General features: G+C 52.6%; 17 protein-coding genes. 15 read left to right on the forward strand and 2 right to left on the reverse strand.

Going from position 1 to position 17439, the window contains the following annotated elements:
• Positions 1-25 precede the first annotated feature (25 nt).
• The 14 genes from FLS37_RS03850 to FLS37_RS03915 all read left to right on the forward strand — a co-directional run bounded on the left by FLS37_RS03850 (position 26) and on the right by FLS37_RS03915 (position 13829).
• The gene (locus tag FLS37_RS03850) at positions 26-748 is read left to right on the forward strand and encodes a hypothetical protein (RefSeq protein ID WP_198314475.1); all 723 of its coding nucleotides are present in this window, start codon (positions 26-28) and stop codon (positions 746-748) included.
• Positions 741-1634, forward strand: coding sequence for a RodZ domain-containing protein (locus FLS37_RS03855; protein ID WP_157314610.1), 894 nt, complete (start codon positions 741-743; stop codon positions 1632-1634). The genes FLS37_RS03850 and FLS37_RS03855 overlap by 8 nt, the downstream gene beginning before the upstream one ends.
• Before the next feature lie 3 nt (positions 1635-1637).
• Positions 1638-2912, forward strand: coding sequence for a flavodoxin-dependent (E)-4-hydroxy-3-methylbut-2-enyl-diphosphate synthase (gene ispG, locus FLS37_RS03860; RefSeq protein WP_157314611.1), 1275 nt, complete (start codon positions 1638-1640; stop codon positions 2910-2912).
• 31 nt (positions 2913-2943) lie between these two features.
• Complete coding sequence (hisS, locus tag FLS37_RS03865) at positions 2944-4215, forward strand: histidine--tRNA ligase (protein WP_157314612.1); 1272 nt, start codon at positions 2944-2946, stop codon at positions 4213-4215.
• Positions 4216-4235: 20 nt separating this feature from the next.
• Positions 4236-4865, forward strand: coding sequence for a tetratricopeptide repeat protein (locus FLS37_RS03870; protein WP_157314613.1), 630 nt, complete (start codon positions 4236-4238; stop codon positions 4863-4865).
• A 1-nt stretch (position 4866) separates the two neighbouring features.
• On the forward strand, positions 4867-5994 hold the full coding sequence (gene bamB, locus FLS37_RS03875; protein WP_157314614.1) for an outer membrane protein assembly factor BamB: 1128 nt from the start codon (positions 4867-4869) through the stop codon (positions 5992-5994).
• A 9-nt stretch (positions 5995-6003) separates the two neighbouring features.
• Complete coding sequence (gene der, locus FLS37_RS03880; RefSeq protein ID WP_157314615.1) at positions 6004-7356, forward strand: ribosome biogenesis GTPase Der; 1353 nt, start codon at positions 6004-6006, stop codon at positions 7354-7356.
• A 98-nt stretch (positions 7357-7454) separates the two neighbouring features.
• Positions 7455-7706, forward strand: a complete 252-nt coding sequence (hfq, locus tag FLS37_RS03885) for an RNA chaperone Hfq (RefSeq protein ID WP_157314616.1) — start codon at positions 7455-7457, stop codon at positions 7704-7706.
• A 120-nt stretch (positions 7707-7826) separates the two neighbouring features.
• Positions 7827-8930 carry a GTPase HflX gene (hflX, locus tag FLS37_RS03890; protein ID WP_157314617.1) on the forward strand — a complete coding sequence of 368 codons (1104 nt, stop codon included), beginning with the start codon at positions 7827-7829 and terminating at the stop codon, positions 8928-8930.
• Complete coding sequence (gene hflK / locus FLS37_RS03895) at positions 8931-10109, forward strand: FtsH protease activity modulator HflK (protein WP_157314618.1); 1179 nt, start codon at positions 8931-8933, stop codon at positions 10107-10109.
• An 11-nt stretch (positions 10110-10120) separates the two neighbouring features.
• Positions 10121-10999: a protease modulator HflC gene (hflC, locus tag FLS37_RS03900; protein WP_157314619.1), complete on the forward strand. Its 879-nt coding sequence runs from the start codon at positions 10121-10123 to the stop codon at positions 10997-10999.
• Positions 10996-11181: a DUF2065 domain-containing protein gene (locus tag FLS37_RS03905; protein ID WP_157314620.1), complete on the forward strand. Its 186-nt coding sequence runs from the start codon at positions 10996-10998 to the stop codon at positions 11179-11181. The genes hflC and FLS37_RS03905 overlap by 4 nt, the downstream gene beginning before the upstream one ends.
• Before the next feature lie 85 nt (positions 11182-11266).
• Complete coding sequence (locus tag FLS37_RS03910; RefSeq protein WP_157314621.1) at positions 11267-12409, forward strand: ATP phosphoribosyltransferase regulatory subunit; 1143 nt, start codon at positions 11267-11269, stop codon at positions 12407-12409.
• A gap of 124 nt (positions 12410-12533) precedes the next feature.
• Positions 12534-13829, forward strand: a complete 1296-nt coding sequence (locus FLS37_RS03915; protein WP_157314622.1) for an adenylosuccinate synthase — start codon at positions 12534-12536, stop codon at positions 13827-13829.
• Positions 13830-14252: 423 nt separating this feature from the next.
• On the opposite strand, the gene FLS37_RS03920 is transcribed toward FLS37_RS03915, so the two are convergent.
• Positions 14253-15158 carry a C40 family peptidase gene (locus FLS37_RS03920; RefSeq protein WP_157314623.1) on the reverse strand — a complete coding sequence of 302 codons (906 nt, stop codon included), beginning with the start codon at positions 15156-15158 and terminating at the stop codon, positions 14253-14255.
• Positions 15159-15242: 84 nt separating this feature from the next.
• Between FLS37_RS03920 and FLS37_RS03925 the strand changes: the two genes are divergently transcribed.
• Positions 15243-16928 carry an AarF/ABC1/UbiB kinase family protein gene (locus FLS37_RS03925; RefSeq protein WP_157314624.1) on the forward strand — a complete coding sequence of 562 codons (1686 nt, stop codon included), beginning with the start codon at positions 15243-15245 and terminating at the stop codon, positions 16926-16928.
• Here the strand turns inward: FLS37_RS03925 and FLS37_RS03930 are convergent.
• Positions 16925-17431: a DNA-deoxyinosine glycosylase gene (locus FLS37_RS03930; RefSeq protein ID WP_157314625.1), complete on the reverse strand. Its 507-nt coding sequence runs from the start codon at positions 17429-17431 to the stop codon at positions 16925-16927. The two genes, FLS37_RS03925 and FLS37_RS03930, sit on opposite strands and share 4 nt — an antisense overlap.
• Between the last annotated feature and the right edge of the window lie 8 nt (positions 17432-17439).

The following is a 17439-nucleotide window of genomic DNA, read 5'->3' on the forward strand; positions in this document are numbered from 1 at the left end:
AATGAAAAAATACGGCTTGCTGGTGTTGATGTTGGCGCTTTCTCCTTGGGCTTTGGCAAATGAAAGTCTTGGCTCGAATCAGCAACGAGCTGCCGTGCGTACCGATCTGGCGTCCGAATATTACCGGCGTGGTGCTTATGCGGTTGCTGTCGAGGAGGCAAAACGGGCGCTTGAAGCGGTATCCAATTATCCGCAGGCGCTGAATGTACTGGCCGTTTCCTATGTGGCGCTTAAGGATGATGTTAGGGGTCGGATGCATTTTGAGCAGGCGCTAAAAGCTGCACCCAACGATTCGGATATTAATCAGAACTTTGGCAGTTTTCTATGCGAACGCGGCGAACATAAAGCGGGTCTTGCGCGCTATGAAGTGGTACTCACCAATACGCTTTATCCTACGCCCGATCTAACTTTGCTTGCCGCAGCAAATTGCAGTTTGAAAGCTGGTGACCGGGAGCTGGCCAAAAAATACTTTGAACGTGCGCGCAATACCGCAAGCAATAACGTCTCAGTCAAATTCCAGATTTCCAATTTCCTGCTCGAAGAGGGTGATTTGCCACAGGCCAAGCAGCTATTTATCGAGGTCTTGCGCGCAATTCCAAAAACACCACCCGAGTTGCTCTGGCTTGGTGTCCGGATTGAACGTAAAATCGGCAACAAAGACGCAGAGATGCGCTATGCGAACGAGCTTCGCCGCAACTTTCCTGACTCGCTAGAGGCAACAAAGCTTTTGACCGGACAATATGACTGAACAGCTAGACAATATTCCGAGTGCTCCCTTTTTACCTGCTGGTCGCCAGTTACGCGCGGCACGTGAGGCTTGTGGTCTTTCAATTGATGATGTGGCAGGGCAGTTGAAGCTGGCGCATCGCCAGATCGAAGCGCTGGAAAGCGAAGCTTTCGATGAATTGCCCAGTAATTTGTTCATCCGTGGCTTTGTGCGCAATTACGCCAGACTAGTCAGTATCGATGCCGCGCCTTTGCTTGAATACCTAGCTGGCGTATTGCCGTCTGAGCAAGTGCTAGAGCCGACTTTGTCAGTATACCCTCAGGTAGAATCCTCCAGCCCATCGTTGGGTGGTGAAAAATCAAGCTTCCCACTGGTTGTGACCATGGCTTTGCTCGGGATTTTTCTCGGGGTTGCAGCGGTTTACTGGTATTTGCAACAGCCAAGCAATCCGGATATTGCTTTGCCTGAAATGCCAAATCCGGTGGCGCTTGAGGCCAGCGCTGCTAGCCAGCTGCTTGTTAACGACAATGCCCATGTCAGCGCATCCGAAGTAATTTCATCTGGTGTTCAGGCTCTGCCTGCTTCCACGCCCGGTGTGGCCTTGGCTAGTCCTGCCGCTTCCGGCGCCTCCACGGTTATTGCTGCGTCATCTGTGGCACAAGGTGCGCTTGAAGTCAGTGTATTGACCGAATCCGATAGCTGGGTGCAGATTCTGGATAGCCGGGGCAATAAAGTGCTGTCCGAAATTATCCGCCCAGGATACGAGCGCAAGGTGGCAGGCGTGCCGCCGTTTGCCGTCAAGATCGGCAATGCGCCAAAAACAAAACTGACCCTGCAGGGGCGTCCGGTTGATTTGAGCAGCTATCTCAAGCCCGGTTCGGATGTTGTTAATATGGAATTGAAATAATTCATGTCTAGCCTGATTGTCCGTCGTAAAACCCGTCAAGTGCAAATTGGAAATGTCTGGGTTGGTAGTGATCATCCGGTGATGGTGCAGTCGATGACCAATACCGATACCGCCGATGCCGAAGCGACTGCCCGCCAGATTTTCGAGCTGTGGCGTGCAGGTTCAGAGGCCGTGCGCATTACTGTGAATAGCGCAGAGGCTGCTGCACAGGTTGCCAACATTAAAACCAAGCTGGAAAACTGGGGCTGCAAAGTGCCGCTGGTGGGCGATTTTCATTTTAATGGCGATCGTTTGCTGCGTGATTACCCTGATTGCGCCGAAGCACTAGCGAAATACCGGATTAATCCGGGTAATGTCGGCAAGGGTGCCAAACGCGACGAAAAATTTGCCTACATGATTGAGAAGGCCATCGAATACAAAAAACCGGTGCGCATTGGCGTTAACTGGGGCTCGCTTGATCAAGCCATTGCAGCGCGGATGATGGATGAAAATTCGAAACGCTCGCAGCCATTGACTGCCGAGGCCGTGATGCGCGAAGCGCTGATTGTGTCGGCGCTTGAATCGGCTGATCAGGCCATCAGCTGGGGTTTGTCGCCGGATCAGATTTTATTGTCTTGTAAAGTGTCGCACGTGCAAGACTTGATTGCTGTGTATCGTGACCTTGGTGCGCGTTGTGATTATCCATTGCACTTGGGTTTGACCGAAGCGGGTATGGGGTCCAAAGGGATTGTGGCATCCAGCGCGGCGTTGGCGGTGCTAATGCAGGAAGGGATTGGCGATACGATTCGTATCTCCCTTACGCCTGAGCCTAATGGTGACCGCACAAAAGAAGTGGTGGTGGCGCAAGAGTTGTTGCAAACCATGGGTTTGCGCAGCTTTACTCCGCTGGTAACGGCTTGCCCTGGCTGTGGTCGCACGACTTCAACTGTGTTTCAAGAGTTGGCGCAAGATATCCAAAGCTTCCTGCGTGAGCAAATGCCTGTATGGCGCGCTAAATACCCGGGTGTCGAAGAGATGAAAGTCGCCGTGATGGGCTGCGTAGTGAATGGTCCGGGCGAGTCGAAATTGGCTGATATCGGTATTAGCCTGCCTGGCACTGGCGAGGTGCCGGTATGCCCAGTCTATGTCGATGGCGAAAAAGACGTGACGCTGAAAGGCGATAACGTTGCACAGGAGTTTCAGGCGATTGTCGAGCATTATGTCGTGACTCGGTATGGCGAAAACGGCACAAAACGTCGCGTTGATGCGCCAAAAATTATTCCATTGGCTCAGATTTAATTTGTATTTTGTTTAGGGTAGAAAAATAAAAATGGCTCAAACCATTCAAGGGATTCGCGGCATGAACGATGTGCTGCCGCAAGAAATGTCGCAGTGGCAGTTTTTTGAACGCATAACGCGCGAATGGCTGGCAGCTTATGGCTACAACCAGATCCGGATGCCGATTGTTGAGTCAACTCATCTGTTTGTCCGCGGTGTGGGTGAGCATACTGACATCGTTGAAAAAGAAATGTATGCCTTCGAAGATAGTCTGAACGGCGAAAAGCTAACTTTGCGCCCCGAAGGTACCGCGGGCTGCGTGCGTGCGTGCATTGAACACGGCTTGTTGTATAACCAAACCCAGCGTCTCTGGTATATGGGCCCAATGTTCCGGCATGAGCGGCCACAAAAGGGGCGTTTGCGCCAGTTTAATCAACTCGGTGTTGAGGCTTTTGGTTTTGCTACGCCCGATCTTGATGCCGAGATGATTGTGATGCTGGCCGATCTATGGCCGCGTTTAGGCCTGACCGGTTTGCAACTCGAGCTCAATTCCTTGGGTAATACCGAAGAGCGTGCTGCGCATCGTGCCGAGCTGATCAAATACCTTGAGGGGTATGTCGATCAACTCGATGAAGACAGCCGTCGCCGACTATATACCAACCCTTTGCGCGTGCTGGATACTAAAAACCCTGCGCTGCAAGCAATGGCTGAAAATGCGCCGCGTCTGGCTGACTTCTTGGGTGAAGAATCCAAGGCGCATTTCGACGGCGTAAAAGCCTTGCTCGACGATGCTGGGATTGCGTATGTGATTAATCCGCGCTTGGTACGGGGTTTGGATTACTACAATCGCACCGTCTTTGAGTGGACCACCACCGAGTTGGGCGCACAAGGTACGGTTGCTGCAGGTGGCCGCTATGATGGCTTGGTTGAGCAGCTGGGCGGCAAGCCTTGCCCGGCCGTCGGTTTTGCGATGGGAATCGAGCGCTTGATGTTGTTACTTGAAGCGCAAAAGATCGTTGCGCCAAGTACGGTGCCTGACGTCTATGTCGTTAGCCAAGGTGATGCGGCGGCGCGTTATGCCTTTACTGCCGCACGCCAGATGCGCGACCAAGGCTTCAATGTGATATATCATGCTGGCGGTGGCAGTTTTAAATCGCAATTTAAAAAGGCCGACCAGTCGGGTGCACGCTTTGCCGTGATTGTGGGCGAAGGCGAGATGCAGTCGCAAACAGTCAATATTAAAGTGCTGACGGGCGAGAGGCAGGGCGAGCAACAGACTGTCGCGCAAGATCAATTAGCAGGTGTGATGAGTAGTCTTAAATAATCAAGGACAACGGGGTTAACATGGCAGCTTTTGACTTACAAGAACAAGAACAGATTGCCGAGCTGAAAGCTTGGTGGCAAAGCTGGGGTAAATCGCTGGCAATCGCCGTGATCACTGCTCTGCTCGCATACGCTGGATGGACTGGCTGGCAAACCTGGCAAAAACATCAGTCAGCCAAGGCGGCTGATTTGTATGCCCAGCTGCAATCTCAGGCGATGGATGAAGCTAAATTCAAGGCGACACTGTCCACACTCAAAGGCGATTACCAGTCTACTGCCTATGCTGCACGTGCGGCTCTGGCTGCGGCAAAACTGGCGTATCTGAATGGCAAACCTGAGGCTGCACGCGAAGAATTGAAGTGGGTGATTGCCAATGCCAAGGAAGTTAATTTACGCGATACGGCCAAATTGCGTTTGGCTTCGGTTTTGCTCGATGACAAAAAGATCGACGAGGCTTTGACGCTGATCAAGACGCCTGAAGAAGAAAGCTACTCGCCGCTGTTTGCCGAAATGCGTGGCGATTTGTTGCTGGCCAAAAATGATGTTGCTGGCGCTGCTGATGCATATCGTCAGGCCATCGCCAAATTGCCCAAGGATGCCCCCAACTTGAAGCTGGTGGAAGTGAAGCTTGACGTGCTTGGAGTGAAGTAAAATGCAAGTTTTGCGTTCAGCTTTACTGCTTGGTGTGCTGGGTTTGAGTGCATGCTCCTCAACCAGCAATATTCCTGACCCTTCACCTTTACCGGTGGTGCAAGCCACGGCAAAGGCCAAGACACTTTGGTCGGCAGCCATTGGCAATGACACAATTTATCGTTTCCAGCCCGCCTTTTCAGCCCAGTATGTTGCCGTTGTTGGTGGCGGTAGCGAGCTAGCTTTGCTTAATCGCAGTAATGGCGCAGTGAAATGGAAGCAAGTGCTCGCGCAAAGCATTGCGGGTGGTGTTGGAATCGGTGCCGATATTGTGGCTGTCGGAAGTTTGAAAGGCGACGTAGTCGCTCTGGAGCAGAGTTCAGGCAAGGTGCTGTGGTCGGTGAAAACCACCAGTGAGATTATTGCCTCACCTGTGATTGATTCAGGTCTGGTGATCGTGCGTTCAGCCGATGGCAAAGTGAGTGCGTTCTCAGCCAGCTCTGGCGAATTGAAATGGATCTATCAACGTCAGCAGCCTAGTCTGCAATTGCGCAATTATGCGCCTCCAGTCGTTTCTGGCGGGGTTGTGTATGTTGGGCAGGCCGCAGGCCGTTTAAGCGCTCTGGCTCTGAATGACGGCCGTGTTCTCTGGGAGGCCCCGATTGCATTGCCACGCGGAGCCAGTGAACTCGAGCGGGTAACCGATATCGTTGCCTCTCCGGTTGTTTATGCTGATATGGTGTGTGCTGTAGCTTTTCAAGGGCGAATTGCCTGCATCAGCACGCAAAATGGCTCTCTGGTATGGACCAGGGAAGCTTCCAGCTGGGCAGGCCTTGCCATTGATGAGCAGCGGGTTTATGTGACTGATGCAAAAGGTCACATCCAGGCGTTCGAGCGCAATACCGGGCGTTCGGTCTGGAAGCAGGAAGTGCTGGCTTACCGTTTTGTGAGTGCGCCAGCAGTATTGGGTAATCAGGTTGTGGTAGGTGATCTGGACGGTTATTTGCACTATCTTGACCCTGAAAGTGGGTCTTTGGTCGGCCAGCAAGCCACCGATGGCAGTCGTATTTATTTAGCACCCAAATCAGTCGGCTCAGAGGCGATGGCTCAAACGCGTAAAGGCAGTTTGTATTTGCTGGGTGCACAGTAAGAGAATTGAATGAAACCAACAATTGCCCTTGTCGGGCGCCCGAATGTGGGCAAATCAACTTTATTTAATCGCCTGACTAAGACCCGCGATGCGCTGGTTGCCGATCAGCCTGGCCTGACTCGTGACCGTCATTACGGTCATGGCAAGGTGGGAGAAAAACCTTATCTGGTTATTGATACGGGCGGCTTTGAGCCGGTGATTGATGAAGGCATCATGTTTGAAATGGCCAAGCAAACGCTGCAGGCTGTTGATGAGGCAGATGCGATTGTCTTTATCGTCGATGGTCGTAATGGCCTGACTCCGCAAGACAAAATTATTGCCAATCGCCTCCGTCAGGGTGATCGCCCTGTCTGGGTGGCGGTGAACAAAATTGAAGGGATGAATCGTGCCGTGATGACGGCTGAATTTCACGAGCTGGGTCTGGGCGACCCGGTAGCGATTTCAGCGTCACACGGTGAAGGCGTTCGCGATCTGATCAACGACATTCTGGAAGGCTTTCCCGAGCCTGAACCAGAAGAGGATGTTACGCATCCAATGTTTGCGATTGTTGGTCGGCCCAATGTGGGCAAATCAACGCTGGTAAATACGATCCTTGGTGAGGAGCGTGTAATCGCATTTGACGCGCCAGGCACAACGCGCGATTCGGTTTTTATCGATTTTGAGCGTAATGGGCAGAATTACACCGTGATCGATACTGCCGGTGTGCGTCGACGTGGCAAAGTCACCGATATGATCGAGAAGTTTTCGGTTATCAAAACCATGCAGGCCATTGAAGACTGCAATGTGGTGATTCTGGTGCTTGATGCAACGCAAGATGTCTCGGATCAGGATGCCAAAATCGCCGGCTTTGTATTAGAGTCTGGCCGTGCCTTGGTGGTGGCAATCAATAAGTGGGAAGCGGCTGATGAAGATCAGCGTAATACCATCAAGCGGGAAATTGCACGCAAACTGGCGTTTCTGGATTTTGCCAAATTCCACTACATCTCCGCCTTGCAGGGTAAAGGAGTGGGTGACTTGTTTGGCTCTATCCATCAGGCTTACGATGCAGCAATGATCAAGATCCCAACGCCAAAACTGACGCGTGCGCTGCAGTTGGCAATGGAGCGTCAGCAACCGCCGATTGCGGGCAAAATTCGCCCGAAAATGCGCTATGCCCACCAGGGCGGCAGCAATCCACCCGTGGTCGTTATTCATGGTAATGCTTTGGAAGCCGTGCCAGCATCCTACTGGCGATACCTTGAACATTTCTTTATGAAAACGTTCAAATTGCAAGGGACGCCGCTGCGTGTGCAATTCAAAAAAGCAGGCAATCCATTCGAAGGTAAAGCGCCACCGAAATTGAATCGCCGCGGTAATAAGTAACATTGCTGATTGTAAGCTGTTGAAATTTGTACTATAAGCGTAAGATGTTTTGACTCAAGCCGTATAGACGGATACACAATAACAAACCGGAGAATAAAATGAGTGCTAAGGGGCAAATGTTGCAAGATCCTTTTTTGAACATCTTGCGCAAAGAGCATGTGCCAGTGTCAATTTACCTGGTCAATGGCATCAAGCTGCAAGGGCAGATCGAATCATTCGATCAATATGTTGTTTTGCTGCGCAACACAGTAACGCAAATGGTTTACAAACACGCCATTTCAACCGTGGTGCCTTCGCGCTCGGTTAACGTGCCGCATGACAATCCGGCTGCTGCAGCAACTGAGAACTGATCATTCCTTGATTGGGTAATTTGTGAACCCCGAAAGATCCGTTCTTTCGGGGTTTTTTCTTCTTGGATTTGGCCGTTTGATCCCCACCTAATGATCTGATTATTTCTAACCGAGGTCTGCATGTTTGAACGCCATCAAGGCGGTGATGAGGCAATACTGGTTTGTCTCGATTTTGGCGAGCCCGATTACCGCGATGGTGTCGACGAGTTCGTTGAGTTGGTAAAGTCTGCTGGCGTAAAGCCTTTGCAGATTATTGAAGGTAAACGTCAGCGCCCGGATGCCGCGTATTTTGCCGGTAGCGGCAAAGCTGATGAGATTGCCCAGGCTGTCGCCGAGCATCAGGCGCAACTAGTGATTTTCAATCACCAGTTATCACCAGCTCAGGAACGAAATCTGGAAAAAAAGGCGCAGTGTCGGGTGCTGGATCGCACGACGCTGATTCTGGACATTTTCGCCCAGCGCGCGCGTACCGCAGAGGGTAAATTGCAGGTGGAGCTAGCTCAGCTGGCGCATATCCAGACCCGGCTGATTCGTGGCTGGACTCACCTAGAGCGTCAGAAAGGCGGGGTGGGGTTGCGTGGCCCGGGCGAGTCACAGCTGGAGACTGACCGCCGCTTGATTGGCGTGCGGGTGAAGCGGCTAAAAGATCAGCTGACTATTGTGCAAAAGCAAAGGGCAACCCAGCGCAAGGCACGGGATCGGAATGGGCAATTTACCGTTTCGATCGTTGGTTATACCAATGCAGGCAAATCAACACTGTTTAATGCATTAACCAAAGCCAAAATCTACGTTGCCGATCAATTGTTTGCAACGCTAGATACCACCAGCCGCAAATTGTATCTGGATGCCGAAAACTCGATTGTTTTATCCGATACGGTCGGGTTTATCCGGCAATTGCCGCATACCCTGGTGGCAGCATTTCGCGCTACTTTGGAAGAAACAATCAATGCCGATTTATTGCTGCATGTGGTTGATATCAACCATCCAATGCGTGATTTGCAAATTGCCGAAGTAAACAAGGTCCTCGCTGAAATCGGTGCGGAACGTATTCCACAGCTGATGGTCTTTAACAAGATTGATCAAAAGGCATTGCCGCCCGAAGTGGTGCGTGATGAATATGGTAAAATCAACACGGTTAAATTAAGCGCCATTGAAGGTCTTGGACTTGATTTGCTACGCGCAGCGTTGATTGAAGCAATAAGCCAATCACAAAAGGAAGAATAAATGAGTCAGAATGACCCGCAATGGGGTGGTGGCCGCAAAGGTAATAATGGTGGCCCACCTGATTTAGAAGAAATTTTCCGTTCAATTACCGACAAAATAAATCGTTTGTTTGGTGGCAAACCAACATCTGGCTTGCCTACTGGCAACTCGAAAGGCGGCTCGACTGGTGCCTTGGTGATTGGCGCAGGTTTGCTGGTTTTGTGGGCAGGCTCAGGCGTGTATGTGGTGGATGAGCGTGAGAATGCGGTGATTACCCGTTTTGGCAAATATACCCAGACTGTTGAAAGCGCAGGTTTGAAATGGCATTTGCCATACCCGATTGAAGCGCGCGAAATCGTGAATATGACCGAATTGCGCAGCCTCGAGGTTGGCGTACGCGGCGCGGCGGCAACGGGCGATGAAAGCACCATGCTCACTGGTGATCAGAACATCATCGAAGTGCAGCTTGAAGTGCAATACAACCTCAATTCCGCCCGCGATTTCCTGTTCAATAATCGCCTGCTGGATAAAGACGGCCGTGATGTCGTTAAGCAAGCCGCAGAAACGGCGATTCGTGAAGTCGTCGGTAAGAACAAGGTGGATTATGTCCTGAATGAAGGCCGTGGCAAGATTGGTGAAGACACCAAGGAAATCATCCAGGATTTGCTGACCAAATATGGCACCGGTATTTCAGTTTCCCGGGTAAATATCTCCGATGTTCAACCGCCGGAACAGGTGCAGGCAGCATTTAGCGATGCGGTGAAAGCCCGGCAGGATCGTGCCCGTCTGATCAATGAAGGCACGGCTTACGCCAATGATGTCGTACCCAAAGCCAGCGGTATGGCTGCCCGTCTAAACGAAGAAGCGCTGGGTTATCGTCAGCAAGTGGTCGCACGTGCCGAGGGTGATGCGTCGCGCTTCCGTCAGATTGCGGCAGAATACAGCAAAGCACCGCAAGTGACGCGTGACCGGATGTATCTGGACACCATGCAGACTGTGTATCAGAACACGACCAAGGTGCTGGTCGATCAGAAATCAAATGGCAATTTGCTTTACCTGCCGCTTGATAAGCTGATGCAGATGAATGCACAGGGCGAAAACAATGCGACCCCGCTGACCCCGAAAGCAGCCGAGCTGCCTGTGGTACAGCCTAATGAACCAGCTACCCGCTCAAGTCGCGGTGAGCGTGACGGCCGCTAAGGAGCTTGAACATGAATAAAATTATGCCGGTGATTGGCGCTTTGTTTGTTGCTTTGTTCATTTTCTCGACAACGTTTTTCACGCTGGATCAGCGCCAGTACGCCATTGTGTTTCAGTTCTCTGAAGCGGTTCGGGTCATCAAAGATCCGGGTTTTCATTTCAAAATACCGCTATTGCAAGAGGTGCGTTACTTTGATAAACGCATTCAAACGATTGATGAAGAAGCGCCTGCACGCATTCAGACCATTGAAAAAATGAATGTCAAAGCCGACAGCTTTATCAAATTCCAGATTGTGGATGTTGAAAAATACTACAAGGCCGTCGGCGTTGATCAGCGCAAAGGCGTCGATCGTTTGCGCAACACGGTCAACAATATGCTGCGCGACGAGTTTGGTAAGCGCACAGTACAGGACGTCATTTCCGGTCAGCGTGACGAAGTGATGAGCCATGTTCGCAAGGTGGCTGATGCCGATGCCGCGCGGATTGGGGTGCAGGTGCTGGATGTGCGCATCAAGCGCGTTGAGCTTGAAGACAGCACGCTTAACTCGGTGTACGAGCGCATGCAGTCAGAGCGTAAAGCCGTGGCCAGCCAGCTGCGTGCCGAAGGTAGTGCTGCTGCCGAAAAGATCAAAGCCGATGCGGACAAGCAACGCGAGGTGATTCTGGCTGATGCCTATAATCAGGCGCAGCAAATGAAGGGTGAGGGCGATGCCAAGGCGGCGGCGATCTACGCGGACGCTTACGGCAAAAATCCGGAGTTCTACGCTTTCTACAAGAGTCTGGACGCCTACAAGCAAAGCTTTGCGAAGAAAAGCGACGTGATGGTCATTGACCCCAGTGCCGATTTCTTCAAATACATGAAAAATCCGCGCGCAGGCGCAGCTAAATGAGTTCGGCGCTCTGGCTGGGTTTGGGCTTGATGCTGGTGTTTGAAGGCATTATGCCCTTTACCTTGCCGCATATCTGGCGTGCCACATTAAAGCGCATGTCGGAAATGAGTGATGGTCAGATCCGCCTGATCGGATTTGGCTCCTTACTGGCCGGTTTATTGATTTCGTTGGCGGCGATTTAAACTCCCTAGGGGGTATTGCCATCAACACTATGATTAACGCCCACTCCAGGGTAATACCTGGGTGGGCATTTGGTTTGTAAAGACGATGCGTAACTGGATACTGCCTGAATATATTTCTGATGTACTGCCTGCCGAGGCGCGACAAATCGAAAGCATGCGCCGGAACATGCTTGATCTGTTTTCGCTGTATGGCTACGAGCAAGTTGAGCCACCACTGGTTGAATACGTTGAATCCTTGCTAACCCAGCAGGACGCGGCGCTGGATTTGAAAACCTTCAAGCTGGTCGACGAGCTATCTGGCCGCCAGATGGGCTTGCGTGCCGATATTACCCCGCAGGTCGCGCGGATTGATTCACATATCCTCAATCGCCAGGGTGTGACCCGCTTGTGTTATACCGGCTCGGTGTTGTGCACCCGCCCCGACGGCCTGCTGTCGACGCGCCAGCCTCGCCAAATCGGCGCCGAAATCTACGGCTGCGCCGATCTGGCTGCCGATGTAGAAATCATTGAGCTGATGTTTGCCAGCCTGGCGCAAGCCGGGGTGAGCGATATGAGTCTTGAAGTGGGGCATATCGGCCTTTTCAATGCGATTGCCGATGCCGCTCACTGGCAGGGCGAGTTGCGTCAGAGTGCATTTAATGCGCTCAAGCAAAAAGACGTGCCAACACTGAAAACCTTGGCGGCCTCACTGGCATCTGAGTTGCAGCAAGGCCTGCTGGCGCTGGCTAGCAGTTATGGCGATCTGTCGGTGCTTGCGCAAGCCCGAGCGCAATTGCCCGCCTTGCCTGAAATTGCCGCTGCACTCGATGGTTTGCAGCAATTGCATGCTGCCCTGACCGCACGCGGTATTGCTGTGCGTTTTGACCTAGCCGAGCTGCCAGGCAGCTACTACCACACCGGTCTGGTGTTTAATGCTTACGCCAAAGGTTTTACCAATGCCGTCGCGCGTGGCGGGCGCTACGACAGCGTGGGCGAGAAATTTGGCCGTTCACGCCCGGCAACTGGCTTCAGTATCGACTTGCGCGGCTTGACCTCAGTGCCATTCCCCGGCAAAAAAGCAGCCGTCCTGGCACCTAAAGGTGAAGATGCTGCTTTGCTTGACGCGATTCGTGCCTTGCGTGCCCAGGGTGAAATCGTGATTGTTGACCTTGGTGTGGTGCAATCCGAAGTGCACGCTGATCGCGCCCTGCAGCAAAAAGAGGGTGTTTGGCAAGTCATAAGTCTGTAAAAATTAAGCCAATTTGGCAAAAAAATCGCTGGCTCAATCGGCGTTTTGACGTTAAAGTTCGGTCGCAACGTTACAGGTGTAACGCTGCCCAATTATTTTGTGTTTTATGCATCGAGGTTTGGGAATGAGCAGAAATGTGGTCGTGATCGGGACCCAGTGGGGTGACGAGGGTAAGGGCAAGATTGTTGACTGGTTGACAGATCACGCGCAAGGCGTGGTTCGCTTTCAAGGCGGTCACAATGCCGGCCATACGCTGATTGTTGGCGGCAAAAAAACCGTTCTGCGCCTGATCCCATCGGGCATTTTGCACCCGGGTAAAGCCTGCTTTATCGGCAATGGCGTGGTGATTTCTCCTGAAGCCTTGCTCAAAGAAATCGATGAATTGACTGCAGCCGGCATCGACGTAATGAGCCGCCTGCGCATTTCCGAAGCATGTCCGCTGATTCTGCCGTACCACATCGCCATCGACCAGGCCCGCGAAGCGGCCAAAGGCGAGAAAAAAATCGGTACAACGGGCCGCGGTATTGGCCCTGCTTACGAAGACAAAATCGCGCGTCGCTCGATCCGTCTGCAAGACTTGTATCACCCAGAGCGTTTCGCTGCCAAATTGCTGGAAAACCTCGACTGGTACAACTTTGCACTGAAAAACTATTTCAATGCGCCAACGCTGGATTTTCAGACCATTTACGATGAAACGCTAGCTTACGCCGAGCGTATCAAGCCAATGCTGGGCGATGTGTCGCGCACCCTGTACGAAATGAACAAAGCCGGTGAGCCTTTGCTGTTTGAAGGCGCGCAAGGCACGCTGCTCGACATCGATCATGGTACTTATCCATTCGTGACTTCGAGCAACTGTGTGGCCGGTGCGGCCGCGCCAGGCGCAGGTGTGGCACCACAAATGCTGCAATACGTACTGGGCATTGTGAAAGCGTACACAACGCGTGTTGGTTCCGGCCCATTCCCGACCGAATTGTTCTGCGACGTTGGCGCTGGCTTGGCCAAACGTGGCAATGAGTTCGGTTCGGTAACAGGTCGTCCACGTCGCTGTGGCTGGTTTGACGCTGCTGCGCTCAAACGCTCGATCCAGATTAATGGCGTTTCCGGTTTGTGTGTAACCAAGTTGGACGTGATGGACGGCATTGAAACGATCAAGCTTTGTGTTGGTTATAAAGTCAACGGTGTTGAAACCGATATCCTGCCTGTTGGCGCAGATGATATTGCTTTGTGCGAACCGATCTACGAAGAGTGGGCTGGCTGGACAGAGAGCACATTCGGCGTGAAAACGTGGGATGGTTTGCCAGAAAATGCGCGCAAATACCTGCAGCGTATTGCTGAAATTTGTGAAGCGCCGATTGATATCGTTTCGACTGGCCCAGATCGCGAAGAAACGATCGTCTTGCGTCATCCATACCAAGGCTAAGCCCAGCGCTGCTGTGCAATGCAAAGCCCCGATTATTCGGGGCTTTTTTGTTGCCGCTGATTTGTTGCAGTGTAGAGGTATCGGCCTGAAGCTGCGTAATCAGCGGATTCTTAAAATTTGCTCGATAGCTAGCAACTTCGAAATCGCTTTGGCTATCGATAAAGCTGCATTGGCCTTTAGGCTTGTGGTAAGGGTGCGGCTGATCTTGGCCCAAAAAGCCGCAGCGCAGACGAGGTGTTTCGATGAGCTGGGCAGGGGGTATATCACTGAAGGCAAGTTTGAATATTGCCTTTAGTGATATACCACTTCATAGACTCTGCTCGCTGATGTGAACTTCTATCGGCGTTAGCCGGAATCCTGCAGCAATGCTTGCTGGCGCTCTACCCGCCGTGCCGGTTTTCGCTGGGGGCGCTGAGGTTGAGATTAGCTGCGCTGCGTTTTCTTTTTCACTGGCTGCTTGGCTTTTCTGGCGGCAGTGCTGCTTTTCTTGCTGCTGACTTTGCTACCACGAGCTTCTTTGGCACTGGCTTTTTTGCGGCTGCTGACGCTGGATTTGCCGGTTTCACTCGCACCGACGCGCGCGCATTGAATCACTGTTTTCTTGTTTTTCCCTTTGCCCGTCACCACTTTTTTGCATTGCCGGTTGCTACGGTTTTCTGTGGCGACGCTGCGCGCGCTGCTGTCAGCTTTGGGGCGACTGCTGGCGGCGAGCAGAGAATTGACGTTCAGACCTTGCGATCCGCCGTCGGCGATGCGGCGTGCGCCATTAAAACGGCTTTGCCAGTAGTTGATATTCATATTGGCGACTTCGACGTTGCGACCGGCGCGCGGCGAATGGATAAAGCGGTTGTCGCCCAGGTAAATACCCACGTGTGAGAATGTACGCCCCAGCGTATTAAAGAACACCAGATCGCCCGGCTTTAATTCCGATTTGTCGATGGACTGCCCGGTATGCGCCATTTCAAACGCGGTACGCGGCAAGGTGATGTTCATCGAGTTTTGAAACACGTATTTGATAAAGCCCGAGCAATCAAGCCCGGATTCGGGAGTGTTGCCGCCCCAGGTGTATTTCACGCCGATCAGGCTCATGGCCGACAGCAGCAAATCCTGTGCGGGCTGGTAATCGCTGCCCTTGGGCATGGTCTTGGGTTTGCTGCGCTGGCGCGAGGGGGCAGGGGCTTCGGCGGCCACTGGAATGTCGGGGACGTTCTCCAGCGTGATGCTGCTTTTGAGCTCGGGGTTGCTATCACCCAGCGGCATATCCTGATCCGCGAGCACTGTTTGCGTTGCACAGCTCAAGACTGTGGCGAGAATGATGATCCATTTCATGGGCAAGAACTTTACGGGTGTAGAAAACGGCTGTAAAGCCTAAAATTCAAATAATTGGCTGATTGCCCTAACTGGACAGACTGAATGCTTAAAGAAACGTTCACCGTGATGCGGGATCTCCCGCGAGTGCGCGAGATTATTGCAATTTTGATGCGTCATGGCTTGGGTAATTTGGTACAAAGATTAGGCTTGGCAAAAGGAATTGAGCGTGCTGGCGACTTGCTGCACTGGCCGGGTGATCACGAGGTTGAATTGCTTGATCCACCTGTGCGGGTTAGGCGGGCGCTGGAGCAGCTGGGGCCGACTTTTATCAAGCTGGGGCAGGTGCTGGCAACGCGCGTGGACATGTTTCCGCCCGAGTGGATTGCCGAATTTGAAAAGTTGCAAAATGACGTGCCGCCGCTGGCTTTTGCCGAGATTGAGGCTGAGTTGCGCACGGCACTGGGGCAAGATCCGCACGAAGTTTTTAGCGAGCTGGACCCCAAGCCAATTGGCTCGGCCTCGATTGCGCAAGTGCACCGCGCCAAATTGCCCGATGGCACCGAGGTAGTGCTGAAAATCCGGCGGCCGAATATTATTCCCAAAATCGAAGCTGATCTGCGGATTTTGCGGCATATCGCCGGTCTGGCGATGTTTGAGTTTCCTGATTTGCGCCGCTATCAGCCGATTCGCGTCGTGGATGAATTTGCCAAATCACTGCATCGCGAGCTCAATCTGTCGATTGAAGCGCGAAATCTGGAGCGCTTTATCACCAATTTTGCCGGCCACGACGAGATTGTGATTCCCAAAATCTGGTGGCAGTGGACTTCAGAGCGCCTGATTGTGCAGGAATATGTGGGCGGCGTGGCGGGTAATGATCTGGCCGCTGCCGATGCAGCCGGGCTTGATCGCAAGCTGCTGGCCGCGCGGGGTGCCGATGCCGTGCTCAAGATGGTGCTGATTGATGGGTATTTTCATGCCGACCCGCATCCGGGGAATGTGAAGTATCTGCCCGGCAGCCGCATTGCCTTTCTCGATTTTGGCATGGTGGGGCGCTTGCCGCATCCGCGGCGTGATCATATTGTTGATCTGCTGGCCGCGCTGGCGCAGCGCGACGAGCATGGCATTCTGAATGTCTTGCTCGAGTGGACTGGCGATACGGTGGTCGACGAAGAGCAACTGGAGGCCGATATCGCCGACTTTATGTTTAATTATGAAAATCTCTCGCTCAAGGATATCCAGTTTGGCAATTTGCTCAATGACGTGGCCATGATTATGCGCGAGCATGAAATTACGCTGCCATCGGATCTGACCCTGCTGTTCAAGGCGCTAATCACGCTGGAAGGGCTGGGGCGGCAGCTGGATCCGGATTTTCAAATGGTGCCGCACCTGACACCGTTTGTGAAAGAAGTAATCCTGACGCGCTACAACCCCAAAACCCTGCTCAAACGCGGCAAAGACAATTTGTTTGAGGCATTTAACGTGTTGTCGGGCTTGCCACGGGATGTGGGCAAGCTGATCAAGCAGGCGCGCCGGGGCAATTTGCGCGTTGATCTGGATTTGAAACGCCTCGATCATTTCGGCGTGCAGCTGGCCAAAAGCGCCAATCGGCTGACGATGGGCATTGTGACTGGTGCCTTGATTATCGGCTCATCGATTGCCATGACCATCAAGGTGGGTCCGACGATTTTCGGCATGCCGGTGCTGGGTTTTCTGGGTTTTGTCGTCGCTTTGCTCAATGCCATTTGGCTGATGTTTGCGATCTGGATTTCCAGCAAATCCGAGCGTTAATCTTTCACTAACGCCTTTTCAATCAAGGGCTGCCAGGCTGCAAGCTTAGCCGAGAGGCTAAGGGTATGTGCGGGACTGCTAGACGGCGCAATGGCTGCATGAATATACCCAGGTAGCAGCTTCTGGCCATGACGAGCGGCGGTCTGCCCGTTGAAAACCACATGCGTCAAGCCTGGATACTGTTGCAGTAGCTCGCTCAGAGTATTGGTTTGAATGCCGGTGAGGGCAGAGTCCAAGCTTCCGGGGCGAGCCGCGCTGTGCACAACATCCCAGAGTGCAATGCCGTGCTTGAGCAGAATCGGGTAGCGTTCTGCAAAAGGTAGCGTTAGCAAAGGCTCGCTCAGGATGGCCGCCAACATCGGCCAGAATGCATTGCGCGGGTGGGCGTAGTAGTGCCCCTGCAAGAGCGATGCATCCCCCGGCAAGCTGCCTAAAATCAGCAGACGGCTGTGCTGATCGCATACCGGAGCAAAGCTGGATTTGATCTGTGCGGGCTCTCCCATCGATAACA

It is taken from the genome of Chitinibacter sp. GC72 (assembly GCF_009760905.1).
GTDB lineage: Bacteria > Pseudomonadota > Gammaproteobacteria > Burkholderiales > Chitinibacteraceae > Chitinibacter.

What these genes read in the sequence shown, in the direction of transcription:
- FLS37_RS03855 (WP_157314610.1), top strand. Translation starts at nt 741, where the DNA reads ATGACTGAACAGCTAGACAATATTCCGAGTGCTCCCTTTTTACCTGCT.
- ispG (WP_157314611.1), top strand. Translation starts at nt 1,638, where the DNA reads ATGTCTAGCCTGATTGTCCGTCGTAAAACCCGTCAAGTGCAAATTGGA.
- hisS (WP_157314612.1), top strand. Translation starts at nt 2,944, where the DNA reads ATGGCTCAAACCATTCAAGGGATTCGCGGCATGAACGATGTGCTGCCG.
- FLS37_RS03870 (WP_157314613.1), top strand. Translation starts at nt 4,236, where the DNA reads ATGGCAGCTTTTGACTTACAAGAACAAGAACAGATTGCCGAGCTGAAA.
- bamB (WP_157314614.1), top strand. Translation starts at nt 4,867, where the DNA reads ATGCAAGTTTTGCGTTCAGCTTTACTGCTTGGTGTGCTGGGTTTGAGT.
- der (WP_157314615.1), top strand. Translation starts at nt 6,004, where the DNA reads ATGAAACCAACAATTGCCCTTGTCGGGCGCCCGAATGTGGGCAAATCA.
- hfq (WP_157314616.1), top strand. Translation starts at nt 7,455, where the DNA reads ATGAGTGCTAAGGGGCAAATGTTGCAAGATCCTTTTTTGAACATCTTG.
- hflX (WP_157314617.1), top strand. Translation starts at nt 7,827, where the DNA reads ATGTTTGAACGCCATCAAGGCGGTGATGAGGCAATACTGGTTTGTCTC.
- hflK (WP_157314618.1), top strand. Translation starts at nt 8,931, where the DNA reads ATGAGTCAGAATGACCCGCAATGGGGTGGTGGCCGCAAAGGTAATAAT.
- hflC (WP_157314619.1), top strand. Translation starts at nt 10,121, where the DNA reads ATGAATAAAATTATGCCGGTGATTGGCGCTTTGTTTGTTGCTTTGTTC.
- FLS37_RS03905 (WP_157314620.1), top strand. Translation starts at nt 10,996, where the DNA reads ATGAGTTCGGCGCTCTGGCTGGGTTTGGGCTTGATGCTGGTGTTTGAA.
- FLS37_RS03910 (WP_157314621.1), top strand. Translation starts at nt 11,267, where the DNA reads ATGCGTAACTGGATACTGCCTGAATATATTTCTGATGTACTGCCTGCC.
- FLS37_RS03915 (WP_157314622.1), top strand. Translation starts at nt 12,534, where the DNA reads ATGAGCAGAAATGTGGTCGTGATCGGGACCCAGTGGGGTGACGAGGGT.
- FLS37_RS03920 (WP_157314623.1), bottom strand. Translation starts at nt 15,158, where the DNA reads ATGAAATGGATCATCATTCTCGCCACAGTCTTGAGCTGTGCAACGCAA.
- FLS37_RS03925 (WP_157314624.1), top strand. Translation starts at nt 15,243, where the DNA reads ATGCTTAAAGAAACGTTCACCGTGATGCGGGATCTCCCGCGAGTGCGC.
- FLS37_RS03930 (WP_157314625.1), bottom strand. Translation starts at nt 17,431, where the DNA reads ATGGGAGAGCCCGCACAGATCAAATCCAGCTTTGCTCCGGTATGCGAT.